General features: G+C 57.6%; 15 protein-coding genes. 9 read left to right on the forward strand and 6 right to left on the reverse strand.

All coding sequences use genetic code 11. From position 1 onward, the window contains the following. Nucleotides 1-12: 12 nt before the first annotated feature. A complete protein-coding gene (locus tag WFM49_RS13855; RefSeq protein WP_009461478.1) occupies nucleotides 13-894 on the reverse strand; it encodes a LysR family transcriptional regulator in 882 nt (293 codons plus the stop codon). Between the two features lie 120 nt (nucleotides 895-1,014). On the opposite strand from WFM49_RS13855, the gene WFM49_RS13860 reads away from it, so the two are divergent. From WFM49_RS13860 to WFM49_RS13885, 6 genes are all read left to right on the forward strand, one after another. After that, complete coding sequence (locus WFM49_RS13860) at nucleotides 1,015-1,998, forward strand: ABC transporter substrate-binding protein (protein ID WP_021447152.1); 984 nt, start codon at nucleotides 1,015-1,017, stop codon at nucleotides 1,996-1,998. 11 nt (nucleotides 1,999-2,009) lie between these two features. Continuing rightward, nucleotides 2,010-3,074, forward strand: a complete 1,065-nt coding sequence (locus WFM49_RS13865; RefSeq protein WP_021447151.1) for an ABC transporter ATP-binding protein — start codon at nucleotides 2,010-2,012, stop codon at nucleotides 3,072-3,074. Then, nucleotides 3,071-4,729, forward strand: coding sequence for an ABC transporter permease (locus WFM49_RS13870; protein WP_336973808.1), 1,659 nt, complete (start codon nucleotides 3,071-3,073; stop codon nucleotides 4,727-4,729). The genes WFM49_RS13865 and WFM49_RS13870 overlap by 4 nt, the downstream gene beginning before the upstream one ends. Further along, complete coding sequence (locus WFM49_RS13875; RefSeq protein WP_239054942.1) at nucleotides 4,726-5,952, forward strand: pyridoxal phosphate-dependent aminotransferase; 1,227 nt, start codon at nucleotides 4,726-4,728, stop codon at nucleotides 5,950-5,952. The genes WFM49_RS13870 and WFM49_RS13875 overlap by 4 nt, the downstream gene beginning before the upstream one ends. A gap of 20 nt (nucleotides 5,953-5,972) precedes the next feature. After that, complete coding sequence (locus tag WFM49_RS13880) at nucleotides 5,973-6,851, forward strand: phosphonopyruvate hydrolase (protein ID WP_336973811.1); 879 nt, start codon at nucleotides 5,973-5,975, stop codon at nucleotides 6,849-6,851. Between the two features lie 68 nt (nucleotides 6,852-6,919). Then, entirely contained in the window at nucleotides 6,920-8,170 is a 1,251-nt protein-coding gene (locus WFM49_RS13885) for a CobW family GTP-binding protein (protein ID WP_336973815.1), read from the forward strand. Between the two features lie 214 nt (nucleotides 8,171-8,384). Here the strand turns inward: WFM49_RS13885 and WFM49_RS13890 are convergent, their stop codons facing one another. From WFM49_RS13890 to WFM49_RS13900, 3 genes are all read right to left on the reverse strand, one after another. Next, the gene (locus WFM49_RS13890; protein WP_009463834.1) at nucleotides 8,385-9,362 is read right to left on the reverse strand and encodes a tripartite tricarboxylate transporter substrate binding protein BugD; all 978 of its coding nucleotides are present in this window, start codon (nucleotides 9,360-9,362) and stop codon (nucleotides 8,385-8,387) included. Between the two features lie 222 nt (nucleotides 9,363-9,584). Then, nucleotides 9,585-11,105: an MFS transporter gene (locus WFM49_RS13895; RefSeq protein WP_336973817.1), complete on the reverse strand. Its 1,521-nt coding sequence runs from the start codon at nucleotides 11,103-11,105 to the stop codon at nucleotides 9,585-9,587. Between the two features lie 84 nt (nucleotides 11,106-11,189). Further along, nucleotides 11,190-11,891 (reverse strand): glutathione S-transferase, encoded by a 702-nt coding sequence (locus WFM49_RS13900; RefSeq protein ID WP_031232823.1) that lies wholly within the window; start codon nucleotides 11,889-11,891, stop codon nucleotides 11,190-11,192. Between the two features lie 127 nt (nucleotides 11,892-12,018). On the opposite strand from WFM49_RS13900, the gene WFM49_RS13905 reads away from it, so the two are divergent. Beyond that, a complete protein-coding gene (locus tag WFM49_RS13905; RefSeq protein ID WP_336973820.1) occupies nucleotides 12,019-13,020 on the forward strand; it encodes a 5'-nucleotidase in 1,002 nt (333 codons plus the stop codon). Nucleotides 13,021-13,055: 35 nt separating this feature from the next. On the opposite strand, the gene WFM49_RS13910 is transcribed toward WFM49_RS13905, so the two are convergent. Next, complete coding sequence (locus WFM49_RS13910; protein ID WP_035269374.1) at nucleotides 13,056-13,796, reverse strand: IclR family transcriptional regulator; 741 nt, start codon at nucleotides 13,794-13,796, stop codon at nucleotides 13,056-13,058. A gap of 253 nt (nucleotides 13,797-14,049) precedes the next feature. On the opposite strand from WFM49_RS13910, the gene WFM49_RS13915 reads away from it, so the two are divergent. Both WFM49_RS13915 and WFM49_RS13920 read left to right on the forward strand, forming a co-directional pair. Next, complete coding sequence (locus WFM49_RS13915) at nucleotides 14,050-15,645, forward strand: sulfatase-like hydrolase/transferase (protein ID WP_009463829.1); 1,596 nt, start codon at nucleotides 14,050-14,052, stop codon at nucleotides 15,643-15,645. A 62-nt stretch (nucleotides 15,646-15,707) separates the two neighbouring features. Continuing rightward, complete coding sequence (locus tag WFM49_RS13920) at nucleotides 15,708-16,691, forward strand: Bug family tripartite tricarboxylate transporter substrate binding protein (RefSeq protein ID WP_336973823.1); 984 nt, start codon at nucleotides 15,708-15,710, stop codon at nucleotides 16,689-16,691. 228 nt (nucleotides 16,692-16,919) lie between these two features. Here WFM49_RS13920 and WFM49_RS13925 read toward each other — a convergent pair whose 3' ends face one another. Beyond that, nucleotides 16,920-17,378: a MarR family winged helix-turn-helix transcriptional regulator gene (locus WFM49_RS13925; RefSeq protein WP_009463827.1), complete on the reverse strand. Its 459-nt coding sequence runs from the start codon at nucleotides 17,376-17,378 to the stop codon at nucleotides 16,920-16,922. Between the last annotated feature and the right edge of the window lie 79 nt (nucleotides 17,379-17,457).

Here is a 17,457-nt window from a genome sequence, read left to right on the forward strand (position 1 = left end):
ATGCGAACGGTCTCAAGGCGCAATGCGTTGTCGCAAGCTGCTCTTTAACCATCGGCAAAACTGGCGGGCCTCACTTTGCTGTGGTGATTGTGCGTTGACATAGGCCATGTAGCTTGCGCCCGTGGCCACCTGGCCAGGGCCGAATTCTCGCAGGACGCCATCGCGTAGATGATCCATCACCAGTAAACGCGGCACAACCAGAAATCCGGAACCGGCAATGGCCCCGGCAATCGCGAAAAACAGGTGATCGTAGGTGGCGCTCATCAGTAGCCGCGAAGGCTCAATACCCTGATCCAAAGCCCATAAACCCAACATGTCCGGTCGTGAGCGCGCGGTCACCATAGGCCAGTGTTCCCAGGCCTGCCCGCTGTGCTGCTGGATCAAGGCAGGTGCTGCCACGCATACCAGCTCTTCGCGTATGAGCTCCCAGCTTTCGCTGTCGGGCAGGCTCAAGTCACGGCTGATCAACACATCAAACTCTTCATTAGGACGGGGTGGCGACAGATTGGTGATCAGATCAATTTGCATATGGTGCTGGGCGGTGAACTGGCCAAGCATGGGCACCAGCACCGTCATTGAAAAGCTGGGCATGGAGGTGCGGACTCGCAGCCTTTCATGCTGATCCTGTTGATGGGTGATTTGCTGAATGGCCATCTCCAGGGTAGCCATGGCATCTTTGACCGTGTCATACAGCTGCAGGCCGGCTGCCGTCAGCTCAATATAGGGGCCGCGCCGAATGAACAGAGCCTGTTTGCTGACTTTTTCCAAGGTGGCGATATGTCGGCTAACTGCGCTTTGGGTGATCCCCAGGCTTTGGGCCGCTCGGGTGAAATTGCCTTGTCGGCCCACCGCGACAAATACGCGCAAGGGAACCAGAGGAACATTCTCAAGCATGATTAAAACTCATGATAGGGTCACGGTTAGCAGGGGGTGGAAGTAGGGTGTAACAGAACGGTCATCTAAGATAAATACCATGATTTTCATGCAATTTTATTGAAATTACAGGAAATAATCATGCAAAACCGTTTCCCTTATCTATCCGCTTTGCTCATGCTTTCCTGCTTGGGTACGGGGGCTGCCAAGGCGGATGAAGTGGTGTTGTACTCCTCCAATAACATCGATGTGGTGAACACGGTGATCGAGCAGTTCCGTCAGGTTCACCCCGAGATATCGGTGTCCGTGGTGCGGGCTGGTTCCGGTGCCTTGATGCAGCGTATCAAGGCCGAAGCAGAGCAACCCTTGGGCGATTTGTTCTGGTCCGGTGGGTTTTCCACCTTGTCGCAGTATGCCGAGTACCTGGCGCCCTATTCGTCGCCCGAGGCCAGTGCTGTAGGTGCCCAGTATCAGGGAGCTGAGCAACGTTGGTTGGGTACCAATACCCATGTCACGGTGTTGATGCTTAACGAGCGGCAGTTGGGCAAACTCAAGGCGCCTGACAGCTGGGCGGATCTGGCTGATCCGGCCTGGAAGGGCAAGATCGTGATTCCAGATCCGGAGCGCAGCAGCTCTTCTTATGTTGCCTTGTATGGCCTGCAGGATTTGATGGGCCAGGAGGTGTTTGAGAAGGTTGTGCGCAATGCAGTGGTGGTCGGAACCACCTCCGGTGCCTACGAGGGCGTTGCCAATGGCGAGTTCGCGGTTGCGGTAACGATGGAATATGCCGCCTATCAATATGTGGCCGGTGGTCTGGATACGATTGACCTGGTCTACCCCAAAGAGGGCACTTTCCTGTCGCCGGAAGGCATGGCCTTGATCAAGGGCGGGCGTAATCCCGAATCCGCTCGCAAGCTGTATGACTTCCTTGCCTCCCGCCCTGCGCAGGAAGAGGTGTTCAAAAGCGCGTTCCGTCGCCCTTTGCGCAGCGATATTGCCGTCAATACGCTGACAAGCTTGCCTGCCATGGATCAGATCCGTGTGCATGCGCTGGATGATGATCGTATGGGTGCGGATCGTGAAGACTTCCTGGCACGTTGGCGTGCACTGGTTTCCCAACGCTAGGCGGGACTGGTATGCAGATACATCTATCAGGTATTGAGCAAAGCTACGGCTCGCAAACTTTGTTTCACGGCTTGGATCTGGACATCCCCAGTGGCTCCTTGTTTACCCTGCTGGGGCCATCGGGTTGTGGCAAGACGACCTTGCTGCGCATGCTGGCCGGGTTTGTGCGCCCTGATCATGGCAAGGTGCTGTTCGGCCAAACAGACATGACGCGAGTGCCTGTGCATAAACGCAATGTGGGCATGGTGTTTCAGGATTACGCGCTGTTTCCGGATCGCAGCGTGCTGGATAACGTCAGCTACGGTTTGCTGGCGCGTGGCCAGTCTCGCTCCCAGGCTCGTGTCCCCGCGTTGGAAATGCTGGCGCGCGTGGGCTTGAAGGACAAGGCAGATGCTTTGCCGTCGGCCTTGTCCGGTGGGCAGCGACAGCGAGTGGCCATGGCACGCGCTTTGGTGATCAAGCCCGATCTGCTCTTGCTGGATGAGCCCTTGTCTGCCCTGGATGCAAAGCTGCGCACCGATCTGCGCGAGATGCTGCGGGACCTGCAGCAGGAAGCCGGCATTACTACCGTGTTTGTGACGCATGATCAGGAAGAAGCGCTGAGCGTGTCTGATTACATTGCCGTCATGGATAGAGGCTGCGTCCGCCAGGTCGGGACGCCCGAGCAGATCTACCGCTGCCCTGACAACAGTTTTGTGGCTGATTTTGTGGGAGGGGCCAATCTGATCGAGCTGCAGGAGGAGCTCGGCCAGGCTGCAGATGGCTGCCGCCGGTTCCGTACGGCGGGGGGCATTGTGCGTATTCAGTCTGTCGGACGTTTTACCGAGCGGACGATGTTGGCCTTGCGGCCTGAAACTCTGAGTGTGGATGCTGTGCGCCCGCTGGGCGAGGGTGACATTGCGGCGCGGATTGAGAGCGTGGATTACCGGGGTCCCAGCACGGCTTATCAATTGCGCACGGAGTTCGGTTTCCTGAGGGCAGTGGTCTGGAATACCGGTGTCAGTCAGAGTTGGGCCCGGGGCGATGCGGTGGTATTGCGCGTTCCCGAATCGGCTCTCTTGGTGGAGCGCACATGATGCTGGGTTCTTTGCGACGCGATCCAACCTGGCTGATGCTGGCCCTGGGTGCAGTGGCTTTGCTGGGCTACTTTTTGCTATGGCCGGTCCTGTCCATGCTGACCAGCTCCCTGTTCAACAAGGATGGTCAGTTTGGTTTGCACGGCTACGTGCAGTTTTTCTCCGAGCCTGCTTATCGGGAGAGTTTGTTCAACACCTTGTGGCTGGGTGGGGCCGTAACCGTGTTTAGCCTGGTGCTGGGCGCTGGTTTGGCTCTGGCTGCGGCTCGTTTTTCCTTCCCCTTGGCTACTTGCCTGGGCGTCTTGCCTTTGCTGACCTTGGTCATTCCGGACGTGGTGGTTGCAGCAGCCTGGATTGTGGTGCTGGGTAAACAAGGCGTGCTCAATAGCGTGCTGGCTCCTTTGGGCCTGGAGCTGCCTTCTTTGTATTCGTGGTGGGGTCTGGTGTTTGTGATGACCTTGAACAACTACGTGTACGCCTATGTCGCTGTGCTGGTAGGGTTGAAGTCCATGGACCGCAACCTGGAAGAGGCGGGGCTTAGTCTGGGTAGCTCCCCGGCTCGCACCTTGCGCACGGTGACCTTTCCTTTGATGATGCCGGCTTTATGCGGTGCAGCGGTGCTGGTCTTCATGCACGTTATTGGGGATTTTGGCGTTCCGGCCATTTTGGGAGCCCGTACCCCCGTGCTGGCGGTCAAGACTTATAACGAATTTGTCAGCGAAATGGGCGGTAACCCGCAAATGCAGACCACCATGGCTTCTTTGCTGGTGTTTCTGGGTTTGGCCTTGCTGCTGATTCAAAAGTGGGTTGTAGCCCGACGCACCTACCAGATGGAGTCTGGACGAGCTCCGGAGCGCGTGCCCTTGCGTGCCTGGCAGGCCGCTGTGTGCGCCTCTTTGGTATCGATCCTGATTTTGCTGTCAGTGCTACCCGTGATGGTGGTGATTGTTACCGCATTTACGCCCTCTATTGGACCGGTGCTGAAGTATGGCGGCTTTACCTTGAGCCATATGCAGCAAGCTTTGGTGCAGGCACCCGGGCCTTTGTACAACTCCTTGTTGCTGGGCGCCGCAGCGACCAGTGCCGGTGCCGTATTTTCCATCGTGGCCGCCTATCTGATCGTAAAGCGTCCTTCCGGTCTAAGTACAGGTCTGGATGTGCTGGTCATGTTGCCCTTGACGATTGCGGGCACCGTATTGGGCATTGCCTTGATTAATGTGTTTAACAGTGGCTGGCTGGTGCTGACCGGCAGTTGGGTCATTATGGCGCTGGCTTACTTTTTACGCCGGGTGCCCACCAGTGTGCGTGCAGCCATGGGACCTTTACATAACTTGCGTAGCTCCATCGAAGAGGCTTCCATCAGCCTGGGCGTAGCGCCGATGCCAACCTTTGCGAAGGTCGTTTTGCCGGTGGTATGGCCTGCCGTAATTGCCGCCACGGTGTTGATGTGGATCACGACTCTGTCGGAATTATCCGCCACGGTGGTTCTGTATTTTGGCGGGATGAGCACCCTGCCTATCGAGGTTTTTCAATTGGTGGACAGTGGGCGTTTGGCACAGGCCAGTGCATATAGCCTGGTGCTGTTGATGGCGATATTTTTGCCGTTGCTGCTGACCCGTTTCATTTTCAAAGTAAAAGTAGGATGGACACAATGAGCTCTGTGCAATGTCAGGAAGAGATCGCGCTAGCCCAGCGCGTGTTGGGAGCCAAGGCATCGGCCACCAAAGAGATGACGCGTCTGGCCAATCAAATGCGGCAACAGGGGCAGTCTGTGATTACCCTCAGTCAAGGCGAGCCGGACTTTGCGACCCCCGAGCATGTGCGTCAGGCGGCTAAAGAAGCAATTGATCGTAATGAGTCCCGCTATACCGAGGTCGCTGGCACCCTGGCCCTGCGTGAGGCCGTGGTGCGCAAGTTCGAGCGTGACAATGGCCTGCACTTCAGCCCCGATCAGATCCAGGTGGGCTGCGGGGCCAAGCAAGCCTTGTATAACGCCTTGCAGGCCACGGTGCAGGACGGGGATGAGGTCATTATCCCTACCCCTGCCTGGGTTTCCTATCCTGAAATGGTCTTGTTGGCAGGTGGCCAGCCGGTCATTGTGCGTTGCAGTGCACAAGCCGGTTTCAAGCTGCAAGCCGATCAGCTTGAACGCGCCATCACCCCCCGTACCAAATGGCTGATGCTCAATTCTCCATCCAATCCCAGTGGTGCCGTGTATTCACGTCAGGAACTGGAAGCGTTGGAGCAAGTGCTGTTGCGCCATCCGCATGTCTGGGTGATGGCTGATGATGTATACGAAAAAATCCGCTATAGCGACGAACCCTTTGCCACGCCTGCCGCCTTGTCCCCGTACATGGCAGCGCGCACATTGACCATCAATGGTGTCTCCAAGGCCTACGCGATGACCGGCTGGCGGGTGGGGTTCGCCGCTGGTCCGCTGCCTTTGATCAAGGCCATGAATCTGGTGCAGTCGCAAGCGACCTCTCATACCAGCTCCATTAGTCAGGCAGCGGCCGTGGCTGCACTGGATGGCCCCATGGATTTTCTGCCTGAGTTTGTGGAAGCGTTTCGCCGACGCCGTGACAAGGTGGTGGCGGCGCTCAATGCCATGCCGGGGATTGAGTGTGATCTTCCCATGGGCGCGTTTTACGTGTTTCCCAGCTGTCAGGGCGTATTGGGTTTGCGAGACCCTTCCGGTCAGTTGATCAGTACCGACAAGGATCTGTGCATGTACTTCCTGCGCAGTGCAGGGGTGGCTGTGGTACCAGGGTCGGCATTTGAACTACCCGGTCACTTCCGGGTGTCTTATGCCTCCAGCGATCAGGAGCTGGAGGAGGCGATGAGCCGCATTGCCCAAGCCATTGCTCGACTGAGCTGATCCCCTTACGGAGAAATAGTGTGAATAGCAAAAAGAATCAGGTGTTGAAAGAAGCCTTCTCCCAAGGGCGTTTGATGACGGCGATGGCCGCACATAACCCCCTGTCTGCTCGGCTGGCGCAGGATGCCGGTTTCGGAGCGATTTGGGGTAGCGGTTTTGAGTTGTCAGCCAGTTATGCCGTGCCCGATGCCAATATCCTGTCGATGGGAACTCACCTGGAGATGATGCGGGCGATTGCCTCAAGCGTGGATATTCCTTTGATTGCCGACATTGATACCGGCTTTGGCAACGCGGTCAATGTTAGCTATATCATCCCGCTGTATGAAGCGGCGGGTGCCAGTGCCATTGTGATGGAGGATAAAACCTTCCCTAAAGACACCAGCTTGCGAGCGGACGGGCGTCAGGAGCTGGTACGGATTGAAGAGTTCCAGGGCAAGATTGAGGCGGCTTGTGCTGCGCGCCGTGACCCTGATTTCTTGATTATTGCGCGGGTCGAGGCCCTGATCGCTGGCCTGGGGCAGGAGGAGGCCCTGACGCGGGGGCTGGCTTACGAGCAGGCGGGTGCAGATGCCATTCTGATTCACTCCAAACAAGCTACGCCAGATCAGATTCTGTCTTTTGTTCAGGCCTGGACCGGCAAGGTGCCGTTGGTGCTGGTGCCAACAGCCTACCCTCAACTGACCGAGGCGGACATTGCACAACTGGGCAAAGTGGGCGTGGTGATTTACGGCAATCATGCGATTCGTGCGGCTGTAGGGGCCATGCAAGCGGTGTTTGCCCAAATTCGTCAGGATGGCGGCATTCAGAATGTGGATTCCGGCCTGCCTTCCGTCAAAACCATTATTGGCTTGCAAGGCGATGCCCATATGCGGCAGATCGAGGCTCGGTTTCTGCGCTAGAAGGGACAGTATTGGGCTTCGTATAATGGCTAATGGCCCGACGGCGGGCCATTAGCCGGATGAATACGATGCCCAAATCTGCACAAGGCCCTATCCCGGTCACATTGTTGACCGGTTTTCTGGGCAGCGGGAAAACGACTTTGATCAATCGCGCTTTGCGAGAAGCGCAGATGGCCGACACCCTGGTCATCATCAATGAGTTTGGGCAGACGGCGCTGGACCATCATCTGGTGGCGCATAGCCAGGAAAATGTGATCGAGGCTATGGGTAGTGGTTGCTTGTGCTGCACCATACGGCGCGATCTGGTACAGACCTTGCGCGACATTACCTGGCGTTTTTCGCGGGCAGGCCAGAGACAGTTCCGACGGGTTCTGATTGAAACGACCGGGCTGGCCAATCCTGCCCCTATCTTGCATACCTTGTTAAGCGATCCGCAACTGACCGGGAAGTACAGCCTGGCGGGTGTGGTGACGGTGGTGGATCTGGAGCATGGGCTGGAAACGCTGGCGCGCCATGCCGAAGCGCGACGGCAGGTGGCCGTGGCAGACCTGCTGCTGTTCAGCAAGCGCGACCGGGTGGATGCAGGGGCGGAAACGGCGCTGCGTGAATACGTGTGCGGTTTGAATCCTTTGGCGCAGCAGCAGATTTTGTCGGCCGCGCAGCCCGTTGCGCCCAGTTTGTTGGGCTTGGGCGAGCAAGCCGGACAAGGTCGGGCCTGGAGCTTGGAAGCGTTCGAGGCATTGGGGCAAGATACTGGCGATCACGATCATGTGCATAGCCATAGCCATAGCCATAGCCATAGCCATAGCCACGGCACGTGTACCCTGGCTGGCAACGGCAACGGCAACGGCAACGGCAACGGCAACGGCAACGGCAACGGCAACGGCAACGGCAACGGCAACGGCAACGGCAACAGTCAGCCCAGCAGTCTTGAGTCTGCTCACTTGCATGGAGCAAGCTCCAACGAGTCCGCGGTCGGCCTGCCTGATGTTTCCCGCCATGGAGATTCCATCTACTCGTTAAGCGCCCTGTTCCCCCAAGCTCTGCCCGCCGACAAACTGCAATCCTGGTTGTCGGATCTGTGCCAGTGGGCAGGCCCTCGCCTATTGCGCCTTAAAGCTGTTCTGCCCGTCCAGGGCATGGACCAGCCGCAGGTGATTCATGCCGTGCAACATCAGTCCTATCCTTGGCAGGCCGTGCCGCAGTGGCCCTGGCCGGATCAACAAGGGCGCATGGTAGTGATCACACAGGATCTGGATTTCCAGGAGCTTTGGGCGCGGTTGCAGGCTTTGGATACGGCGGTTCGAAAGACGGATTGATACTCGCAGAGTCCGAGCCTCTCTTGGCCGGATTTTCTCTAGTCGTTGACTTCGAGCCTTTTTTGATCGGATTTTCCTGAGTCGCCGGGAGCTTGCTGGAGCATTGTCTCCTGGTTATCCGAACCGGCTTTCCACCGCTGCGGCAGACAGCACCCCAAAGCCGAAAAAAAGGACGCCTAAGCGTCCTTTTCAAAAGCCTTTGGGCTAACAGAGTTTATTGGGGCTCTACGCCCACTTTCTTGAACAATGCGGCCCACTGGGGCACTTGTTGCTCCACCTTGGCTTGCAAGGCAGCCGGGTTGGCTTCTTTGTCCATGACCGTTGCGCCCAGGGTGGCCATGCGGCTTTGGAAGTCCTTGTCGGCCATGCCGGCTTGAAGCGCTTTTACCAGGGTATCCACGACAGGCTGGGGTGTATCTTTTGGTGCCCACATGCCGTGCCAGATGCCTACTTCAAAGTCCTTGAAACCAGACTCCTGCATGGTGGGCACGTCCGGGAAGGTCGGGACGCGCTCGCGGCTGGTGACAGCATAGACCTTCACCTTGCCGGATTTGATTTGCTGGGTGGTGTTGGTGGTTTGGTCACACATGATGTCCACCTGCTTGCCCATCAAATCCGCGATGGCCGGGGCGGTGCCTTTGTAGGGCACGGTCAGCAGTTCAATACCCAGTGCCTCAGTGAACATGGTGCCGCACAGGTGGCTGGCCGCGCCAATCCCGGCGTTGGCCAGGGAAACCTTGTCCTGGTTGTCCTTCAGGTACTGCACCAGCTCCTGAATGTTGTTGGGTGGGAAGTCCTCACGGGCAATGATGGTCATGGGAACGTCAACGACCAGGCCGATGGGAGACATGCCGTTGATGGCGTCATAGCCGGGCTTTTTGTATAGCGAAGGGGCGGTGGAAAAGCCGATGTGCATCAGCAGTATGTTGTAGCCATCCGGCTTGGCGCGGGCGACCTGGGAAGTGCCAATGGAGCCACCTGCCCCGCCTTTGTTTTCCACCACAATGGTTTCACCCAGAACTGGGCGCATGGCTTCGGCCAGAGCGCGTGCCACGTTGTCCGTGGGACCGCCCGCCGCAAAAGGTACCACCATATTGATGGGGTGGTCCGGATAACCGGCTGCCTGTGCGGTAACCGAGCAGGCCAAGGCCGCGCCCAGACTGACAAACAGCTTGTTTAATGCAACAGCCATAATGCCTCCTTGATAAGGATTACTTATTCTTTTGGGAGATACTTGGGTCCGGTCGCTCTGTGTTGCGAAGCGTTGCAGGAGTGGCTTTATTCTACTGAGGGTGGACGTGTTTCTTTTTCAGGTCTAACCCTAGTAAGGGGCGTGAATGGACTAGGGGAATATACGGGGGCTCGCATGGCGAGCAAGCCACAGCCAGAGGTTGTGGCTTGCCAAGGTGCCTGCTCAGGCAGAGGCTGGTTTATGCAGTACCGGCGTCAGATAGGCGATGATGGAAACAGTCAGTGCGGCGGTGGCGATCAGACTGCAGAAGATCATCAGGCCCTGGTCCAGACCCAAATGGTCGGCCAGCCAGCCCAGACCCAGAATAGGCAGGATGGCACCCAGATAGCCGGTGATCAGGTAGGTAGACGTCAGGCCGGCACGCTGATGCGGGGGCGAGACACGCTGCACGATGGACATGCCGCCGTACATGCACAGGCCGTGGCCAAAGGCGGTCAGCAGCACGCACAGGATGAATAACAACGAGGAACTGGCCCACAGATTGATCAGCAAGGCGATACAGGCCAGGGTAAAGGACAGCAGACCCACAATGACGCTGCGCTTGGCGGGCCAGCGGCGGATCAGCAGCTGGAAGCCCGAGGACAGGAACAGAATAATCCCGATGGAAAAGCCGCTGGTGGCCGGGCCGTGCCAAGGCACCATTTGTGCCATGAAGCTGGGGGCCAGAGAGGCGAACAGGCTGAACATGGCAAAGGCGCAACAGGCGGACAAACAGCCAATCAGATAAGGGCGGCGCAGATGGGTGGCGGGCAGTGTCAGGCGCGGCATCCAGGTGCGCCAGTTGGTCTTTTGCGGTACCGGCTGTTTGCTGGCAATGGGTTTGATCTGAAACAGGGCATAGATGGCCAGCACACCCAGGGCCATGGAGGGGATATAGCTGGAGAACAGTGGATTTGGCACCCACTGTGCAATCAGGCCGCCTACGACCGGGCCCAGGCCAAAACCAAAGGCCAGCATCAGTGAGGTGGTAGCGGCAGCACGTTGCACGTCTCCGCCCCGGTTAAATTGCCCCAGACCGATGGAGGCTGAAGTCACAATCATGCTGGAGGCCATCCCGATCATGATGCGGCTGAACACAAAGCTGCCTACATTCCAGGCAAAGGCGGACAGGGTTACGCCGCTGGTCACCAGAATCAGGCCGGTACGCAGCACGGGCATAAAGCCTTTCATGTCGCTCAAGCGGCCCAGAAACAGCAGGCCCGTCAAACCAGCGGCCATATAGGCCACGTACAGTTGGGTAATGTGACTGGCGTTCAGGTCCCAGCGGTCCTGATACAGCGGGTATAGCGGGCTGGCCAGGGCCGTGCCCATCACCCCGATACACATGGCGATACTGATCCACACGTAGGGGTCCCACTTGCTCTTCTTGCACGCCGGGCGCGCAGCCGCAGGCTTGTCAGCAGCCTTTTGCTGGGCTGGATGGTTCAGGTTCTGTTCGACCCGTGCTTTTTGCAGGGTCCGAGCGGGGGCGCTGGCGTGAAAGTCCTTGCAGCTTTGGGAGTCTCGCCAGCTTTCATGCAGCACCCATTGTCCTGGGGCCTGGTCTTTGCGCAATACATCGAAGCGTAAACAGGCGCTGTTGGCCCGGGCTTGTCCAGCCAGCGAGTCTACATAAGCGGCCTGTGCCTGAGGGTCCAGATCGGTGAAATGGTAGTTTGTAGTGCGAAAGTACGTATCGCCCATACGGCGCAATCCTTGACAGCGAAATCATTCGGGACCATCAAGGATACTCTTTCGTGTCTGCACTGACATGGCAATTCGCTGACACTAGGCTGGCTGGCGTAAATCCAGATGTATATCAGCTACACGCACAATTTCGGCTTCGTGGTCCGGGTCGCGCCAGGTGTCCTGACAGGCCATCTGGTGCCAGCGCTGCATGGCAGGCAATTCCAGTATGCGATTCATGTAGTCCTGACAGGTTTCGTCCAGTTTCAGACCATAGGTTTGCAGGCGAAATACCACGGGAGCGTAAAAGGCATCGACGGCGCTAAAGCGCTCTCCGGCCAGGAAAGGGCCGCCAAAACGGCTCAAGCCTTCTTGCCAGATGGTTTGCAGGCGTTCCAGCTCGCCTTGCAGACGCATGTCCTGCTGATGGTGGTGGGCGCGCAGGGCGACGGCAAAGGGGCAGAGATTTCGCAAGGAAGAAAAGTTGGCGTGCATTTCTGCACTGGCGCTGCGCGCCCAGGCGCGGGCAATGGGGTCTATGGGCCAGACGCCGGGATGCTGTTCGGCCAGGTATTCGGCAATAGCCAGACTGTCCCAAATGATTTGCCCATTGGTGTGTAGCACAGGTACTTGGCCCGCCGGTGCCATTTCATGGAAAGCCAGGGTGCTGAAGGAGGGGCCAAAATTGAACCAGCGTGCGTCAAAGTCTATGCCCAAGTGGCTCATTAATAACCAGGGGCGCAAGGACCAGGACGAATAATGGGGATTGCCCAGAACAAGGGTATAGCTTTTTGAGGGTTGCATGGCGGCAAGCTTTCACGAAGGTGATGGTGTTTGCACTTTAGTAGGCTTTGTTCTGCTTGGGTAGTACCAGTGCCGGCTGAGCGTTTTGGTATGCTGGTTTTTTTTGCGGATTTGGGGAGCGGTGTGCATGGCGTATGACCTGGAGAAACGGCTGGTGATTGGGCTGGCTTCCAGCGCTTTGTTTGATCTGAGCCAGTCCCATCAGGTCTTTCTGGAGCAAGGTGAGGCAGCGTATCGTGATTACCAGCTGGCGCGCGAGCATGAGCCCCTGAAGCCGGGCGTGGCTTTTTCCTTCATTCGGCGCTTGCTGGCCCTGAATGATTTATCGCCTGACGATCCCTTGGTCGAGGTCGTGCTGCTGTCCCGTAATGATCCCAATACAGGTTTGCGGGTGATGAATTCCATTCGCCATCATGATCTGGACATTACGCGGGCGGTGTTTCTGCAAGGGGGCGACCCCAGCCCTTACATCCAGCCGCTGTCCATCAGCCTGTTCCTGTCGGCTAATCAGGAAGACGTGCATCGGGCGGTGCAGCAAGGCTATCCCGCAGGTCAGGTTCTGAATTCCTCTTACGAGGATGCTTATGACGACCAGCCCATTCGCGTAGCTTTCGACTTTGACGGGGTGATCGCGGACGATGAGTCCGAGCGCGTGTATCAGCAGGAAGGTGGTTTGCCGGCCTTTTTCGAGCATGAAGTGCGTTTGGTGCAAAAACCGCATAATCCCGGCCTGTTACAGGCGTTTTTGCTGAAATTGGCGCACATTCAGGAAGTGGAGCAATTGCGTCAGGAGCAGGATGCCAGCTATGTGCCGCGTCTGCGGATTGCGATTGTGACGGCACGCAATGCACCGGCTCACGAGCGTGTCATCAATACCATCCGCAGCTGGGGTATTGAAGTGAACGAGGCCTTCTTTCTGGGTGGCATTGAAAAACGTCGGGTGCTGGAGGTCTTGCAGCCCCATATTTTCTTTGATGACCAGACCACCCACCTGATTCCCACCGCGCAGACTTTGCCGTCCGTGCATATTCCGTTTGGGGTGGTTAACCACCCACCGGTCAAAGCGGTGGTGCCGGAGAAAAAGAAAGGGCGGAAACAGGCCAGGACAAAGCCGCGAACTGATGCTTGATCAGGCGCGGCTTGGTTCCTGGGGGCACCCAGTCCTCAGACTTGGGCCAGGGCGCGGCTAACGGCGCGTGCAGCGGGCTGGATCAGGCTGGCTAGCGCTTCGGGGCTGATCGCCTCAAAGCGTTCCAGCGTACCCAACAAGGTCAGGCTGCCGAAGATACGTTTGGCATCATCAAAAATAGGCGCGGAAATACCGCCTATGCCCGGATTGATCTGCTCTTTGGTGATGCAATAGCCCGCACGGCGCAGTTCCTGCATATGGGCGGAAAACACCGGCCATTCCTTGCCCAGGCGCTGTACATAATCAATTTCCTGGTTTTTCTCGTACAAGCGGCGCAGATGGCGGGTGGGCAGATAAGCCGTGACGATACGGGCTGTGGAGCTGCGGAACATATCCATGGTGCGCCCTCTGCCAAACAGCAGCTCGAAACGCTCCGGCCCGGTTTCCTGATGGGTGGTCAATATGCGTTCGCCATATTGCTGGCCGATCAGGACGTCCAGTCCGGTCTGCTCGACCAGCGAACGTAGCAAGGGGCGGCAACGGCTGACCAGCGGATCAAATTCGCGGATCAGCAGATCCATTTCTATAAACCGGGGCCCCGGCGCGTAACCTTCGGGACTGCGTATCAGCAGGCCGCTAGTGCATAACTCTTTCAGGTAGCGATAGGTTGTCGCGGGAGGGTAATTCAAGCGAGCGCAGATGGTTTCCACATCCAGAACCGGAGTGTCTGCACCGTACAAGTCCAGAATTTGCAGCATGCGTCTTAGACTATTCATGTGCCCTCGTAGAAGCGGAGTTGTTGGTTCTCTATTCTAACCATGCTGCGGCGTGTCAGTGGAGCGCAACATCGGGCATTGGCCGAGTCTACTGGTTTATACCTAAACCATCAGATTATTCGAAAATTATTCTCAGACTGCGGTAATAATCTGAGGCATAAGCGGGTCTGTTAAGCATTTGCTTACACATGGCCTACTCCTTTTGTGACGTCGGGTTCTACGCGGGCCCGGACCCGGTTTTTTTGAGGCGGACATGGATCAGGCTCAGCCCAGTCAGGTGTCTTTAGAGATCAAGAATGTGCTGTTCATCATGTGTGACCAGTTACGTGCAGACCACCTGTCCTGTTATGCCCCTGGGGGCGCATTAAAGACCCCCAATCTGGATCGTCTGGCCGCCATGGGTGTGCGCTTTGATCGTGCCTATGTGAACTCTGCCGTCTGTGGCCCGTCGCGGGCCTCGTATTACACCGGCCGCTATCCCTTGTCGCACCGGGTCACCTGGAATCGCGTTCCCCACCCCATCGACGAGCTGTATCTGGGCGATTATCTGGCCCAGTCCGGGCGAGACTGCCATCTGCTGGGCAAGACCCATCACGTGCCGGACCCGGCCGGGGCCAATGCCCGACGCTTCCAGGTTCAGCCCGAGGCGGCCGAGCGCTTCTGGCAAGGCGGCTTTACCGCGATTGAACGCTACGACGGTCACTTTGAAATGGGCCCGGATAGCGAATACCGCCAGTATTTGCAGGCTCAGGGTTACGACAGCGAGCGTCCCTGGGAAGACTATGTGATTGGCAGCCAGGATGCCCAGGGTCAGTTTGCCTCCGGTTGGTACATGCGTAATGCCAGCCTGCCAGCACGGGTACAGGCGCAGGACTCTGAAACCGCCTACTTCACCCAGCGGGCCATGGATTTCATCACGGCCAAAGGCGAAGAGCCCTGGGCCTTGCATCTGTCTTTCATCAAACCGCACTGGCCTTATAAAGCGCCAGCGCCCTACCACGATCGCTTTGGCGCGGAAGACGCCTGTACGCCCCTGCGTGCAGGGCACGAGCGCCAGAATGCACACCCCGTGCATGCGGCCTATCAGCAGCATGAAGAGTCCCTGTCCTTTGCCCAGGACGAGGTCTGGCGCACGATCAAGCCTGTCTATATGGGCCTGGTTCAACAGATCGATGATGAAGTCGGCCGTTTGCTGGACATGCTGGAACAGCAAGACCGCCTGAAAGACACCCTGATTATTTTCAGTTCCGATCACGGCGATTTGCTGGGCGACCATTGGCTGGGCGAGAAAGAGTATTTCTTTGAAAACGCCATACGCGTTCCGCTGATCGTGGTTGATCCACGGACTTCAGCGAATGTCACACGTGGTCAAAGCAGTGATGCTTTTGTCGAGTGCGTGGATGTCACCCCTACGATTCTGGATGCCTTGCACCTGCCCGCCCAGGAGCACCGGGTGGAAGGCCGTTCGCTGATTCCCTTGTTGCACGGCCAGTCCGACTGGGCACGTGAGTACACCGTGGCCAGCCTGGATTACGCCTATCGGGAAGCCCGCCAGATTCTGGGCCGTGGCGTGGATGAATGTCGTGGCCTGATGCTGCGCGATAGCGACTATAAATACATACATTGGCAAGGCTATCGGCCACAATTATTCGACTTGAAGCAAGACCCTGACGAGCTGCACGACCTGGGCGCAGACCCGGCGTATGCAGCGGTTTGTCGGCGGATGAAAGAAGGCCTGCTGGACTGGCATGACACCCTGAAAGGGCGTGCCAGCGAGAGCTGGGCTGCGGTAGAGGATCGTACCAATGCGCATGAGCGCATGATGAATATCTTGATTGGACGATGGTAAATGCGCTGCGGGGGGCTACCAGTCGGTGGCGGGCCGCAATCAATAACGATAAGGAGTGGACAATGAAGCAGCTTAAAAATACGACGCTGGCCCTGTGGTTGGCAGGTGTGGGTGCTTTGGCCCCGATGATGGCTCAAGCCGCCTGGCCGACTACGGACCAGGTGCGTATTGTGGTCCCCTACCCACCCGGCACCGAGCCTGACATTCTGGCCCGCGATCTGGGTGTGCATCTGAACAAGGCCACCGGCAAGGTCTTTGTGATTGAAAACCGTCCGGGCGCCAACGCCATTATCGGTACTGACAATATCGCCAAAGCCAAGGGGGACGGCTCGGCCCTGCTGATGGTCGATAGCCTGGCGGTATCGACCAACCCGCTGCTTTACAGCAACCTGCCCTACAAATGGGAAAAGGACCTGAAGCCGGTCACCACAGTCGCTGGCGTGAACCTGTACCTGCTGGTGCGTAATGATTTCCCGGCCAAGGACTACAAGGAATTCATCGCCCAGGCCAAGAAAGCCAATGGTGATACCAATGTGGGCACCGGTGGCCGTGGGCACGTCACGCACCTGGGTATGGGCTTGCTAGCCCGAGAAGAAGGGGTGAACTTCACCTACATTCCCTACAAGGGCATGGCCCCGGCGACAAACGCCATTCTGGGCGGTGAGACAGATGCCATGCTGGTCGGTGGCATTCTGGCATCCCAGCACGTAGATGGCGGCAAGGTGCGAGTCTTGGCGGTAGGCGCTGACAAGCGTACTGAACTGCTGCCAAATGTGCCGACGGTGCAGGAAGCAGGTGGCCATGCCAACAGCATTCCGACGACGACTTTTGCGCTGTTTGCCCCCGGCACCACGCCGGATGACACCGTGAAAGAAATTCAGGAAAAGGTGGATGCTGCCCTGAAGACCCCCGAAATGCAGGCTGCCTTCAAGAGCCGTGGTCTGGCCCAGTTCTTCACCACCCCGGCCCAGACGCTGGAGCGCGTGCAGAATGACTCCAAGGTCTATTCCGAGCTGATTCCGACCCTGGGTATCCAGCCTGAGTAATGGGCTATCTGGCAGAGCCATACATCTGATCAGTAGCCTGGCTGCTGACGGTGATGGCTCTGTGAAGCCTCAAGGTTGGAAAGGATAAAAAAAACACCACACACGCCCCGTTCAGATGGGACCTGTGTGGTGTCTCTTGAATCTGGGAGTCGCTACAGACCAGGTTCAGAACGCCAAGCCCGCGCCATGCAGGGTTAGAACCGATAGTGTGGCCGGGCGGGCTGCGTTTTACTGATCGTTGTAGTCGTGCTGCTCGGAGATCAGACGCCGCAAGGTGGTTTTGAGGGCGCCGACATCCAGCGGTTGCAGGCGCTGCACCACTTCCTGCTCGTGCAGGCGAGCCTTGGCAATCAGGCCGGAGATCAGCGTTTGGCCTTCTTCGGTGATGCGTACCAAGGTGATGCGACGGTCCACATCGTGGGCCACGCGGCGCAGCAAACCTTGCTTTTCCAGGCGATCGAGCAAGCGTGTGACGGTGGGTTGCTTGGTGGTGGCAATACGAGCCAGATGGCCGATGCTCACTTCACCCGCGCCGGACAGGGTGGACAGCACACGCCATTCGGAAATGGACAAACCGTTGCTTAGCACCACTTCATGGAATTCGGCAGAGATCAGCTGGCTTGCCTGGGCCAACAAGGCGGGCAGGTAGTTTTCGACAAAGACGGTGTCGTGTTCGGTGGGGCTCATGGTGCTTATTGTCATTACAGGCTAATGGGTGCCGCAAGGCAGCAACAGGGCTCACTATAACCAAGCTGTCCGCTCGCGT

The organism is Alcaligenes sp. PF14 (assembly GCF_037150615.1).
Taxonomy (GTDB): Bacteria; Pseudomonadota; Gammaproteobacteria; order Burkholderiales; family Burkholderiaceae_B; genus Alcaligenes; species Alcaligenes phenolicus.